This window comes from Rhodococcus sp. (in: high G+C Gram-positive bacteria) (genome assembly GCF_049591685.1).
In the GTDB taxonomy this organism is placed as follows: domain Bacteria; phylum Actinomycetota; class Actinomycetes; order Mycobacteriales; family Mycobacteriaceae; genus Rhodococcoides.
Genome location: NZ_JBAWFH010000016.1, coordinates 1 through 2,229 on the forward strand (window position 1 = coordinate 1; position 2,229 = coordinate 2,229).

Genomic DNA, 2,229 nt, shown 5'->3' on the forward strand with positions numbered 1-2,229 from the left:
GTCCCGAACCGTGTCGCGCAGCAATTCCGCCTCGCCGAGATCGACGGTCAACGTCCGTCGCACCCCCCGGCGGGCCGCGTCTGCTGCTCGCGCACGCCACCTCGTCGACCCGCCGAGCACCTGCCGCAGCACGAGCGCGCGGCGGAGATAGAGGTGGGCGTCGTGCTCCCATGTGAAGCCGATGCCTCCCAGAATCTGGATGCAGTCCTTCGCCGTGTCGACCGCGGCGTCGAGCGCGAGTGCCCCCGCGACGCCGGCGGACAGGGGCAGCTCAATCGGCGCGGAGTCCACGGCGACAGCGGCGTCCCAGGCGACTGCACGGGCTTTCTCGACGCGGCACAGCATGTCGGCACACAGGTGCTTGATCGCTTGAAAACTGCCGATGGGCGCGCCGAACTGCACGCGCGTCCTCGCGTGTTCGACGGCGATGTCGAGGCATCGACCAGCTACCCCCGCGGCTTCGGCAGAGGCGAGGGCCGCAGCCAGGTCGTGCACGAAGTCGGTTCGGACGCCGGGGAGCTGCGAGCCGGGTGCGATCCGTACGGCGTCGAGCGTCACCCGGCCCAACGGAACGCTGCGGTCGACGCCGATGGATGGTTCGATTTCCAGCCCAGGGGTATCCGCCTGGACCATGCACCAGACGATGTCGCCGCCGTTGACGCCTTCCCGGAGGACCGGGAGCAGGACGGCCGCGCCGTCGACGGCTCCCACCGCCAGTTCGACGATGCCGTCGGCCACCAAGTCGTCGCCGTCGGCCGCAGCTCGGACCGGGTCTCCGGACAGTACGGCGGCGCAGGGCATGCGGCCCTCACACAGCTCCTCGGCGGAGCGCACGGACCCCACAACGATGGCAGCGAGCGCGGTCGTCAGAACAGGCCCGCCCACGAGTCCGGCCGCCGTTGCCTCCAGCATCGCGGCAAGGTCCGCCACGGTGCCACCCGCTCCGCCCGCCGATTCGGGTACTGCGACGGAGAAGACCCCCAACCCCGCCAGCCCGGCCCACTGGGCGCGCCAACTCGCTTGCTCGTCGGCGCGTAGGGTTCCGATCGGTTCGGCCGAGGCGACCCACGACCGGATGGACTCTTGGATGTCGCGCTGGTCCTCGGTCGTGGCAATGCTCACAGTGCTTTCCCCAGCTCTCCGGATGACTTTTTCATCTAGAACGTGTTCTAATACGTCAGCTGGTCAAGAGTCAAGGCGCGAAGGAAAACCACAGTGACCTCATCATCTCGGTCGGGCTCGTCCCGCTCCGCCGACAAGAACGGGGCAGCACCGGCGACGCCGGAAGCAACGCCCCTGAGGTCGATCGGAGTGCTCACCGACGAAGACCTGAGCTCCAACGCGCAGCGCGAACGTCGCAAGCGGATCCTCGATTCCACGCTCGCGCTCGCGTCCAAAGGCGGATACGAGGCCGTGCAGATGCGTGCAGTCGCCGAACGCGCCGATGTTGCCGTCGGGACGCTCTACCGCTACTTCCCGTCGAAGGTGCACCTGCTGGTGTCGGCTCTTGCCCGCGAATTCGAGCGAATCGACTCGCGTCGCAAGCTCCCACCCGGCCAGACGCCGCAGGAGCGCATGCACCTCATCCTCGGACAGATCACTCGCGCGATGCAGCGTGATCCACTGCTCACCGAGGCCATGACTCGCGCCTTCATGTTCGCCGACGCATCCGCGGCAGCAGAGGTCGATCAGGTGGGCCGTCTGATGGATCGCCTCTTCGCCAAGGCGATGAGCGACGGTGAGCCAACGGAGTTGCAGCTCAGCATCGCTCGCGTCATCAGTGACGTGTGGTTGTCCAATCTGGTGGCGTGGCTGACTCGCCGCTCGTCGGCCACCGACGTCGCGGCGCGACTCGAACTGACCGTCGACCTTCTGCTCGGCGGTTCGAAGGCCATCGACTGAGGCTGTCCGTCCGAGTGCGCCTGCCTCGGCCGGATCGCCTAGATTCGTACCGTGACTGCACTGGATCTGCCCCTGGAACTTCGCCGCGCACTCATCGGTGCCGCCCGGACTCCCCGCCTGCTCGTCACCTCCGACTACGACGGCACCATGGCGCCACTCGTGTCCGATCCGCTGAAGGCGTTCCCGCACGCCGAAGCGGTGAACGCGATGCGTGGACTCGCGACGCTCGCGGGTACGACGGCCGCAGTCATCTCCGGCCGCGCCCTGCGCGACCTCGCGACCCTGTCCCGGCTCCCCGCCGAGGTACAGCTCGTCGGTAGTCACGGC

3 protein-coding genes are annotated in these 2,229 nt (G+C 68.2%); 2 read left to right on the forward strand and 1 reads right to left on the reverse strand.

Annotation, left to right across the window (positions count from 1 at the left end):
- Positions 1-1,122 (reverse strand): acyl-CoA dehydrogenase family protein (locus WBQ44_RS00480; RefSeq protein ID WP_495564774.1); only part of this gene is annotated, 1,122 nt, incomplete at its 3' end.
- Positions 1,123-1,296: 174 nt separating this feature from the next.
- Here WBQ44_RS00480 and kstR point away from each other — a divergent pair.
- Positions 1,297-1,902: a cholesterol catabolism transcriptional regulator KstR gene (gene kstR / locus WBQ44_RS00485; RefSeq protein WP_495564776.1), complete on the forward strand. Its 606-nt coding sequence runs from the start codon at positions 1,297-1,299 to the stop codon at positions 1,900-1,902.
- Between the two features lie 51 nt (positions 1,903-1,953).
- A partial coding sequence (locus WBQ44_RS00490; protein WP_495564775.1) for a trehalose-phosphatase occupies positions 1,954-2,229 on the forward strand: 276 nt, incomplete at its 3' end.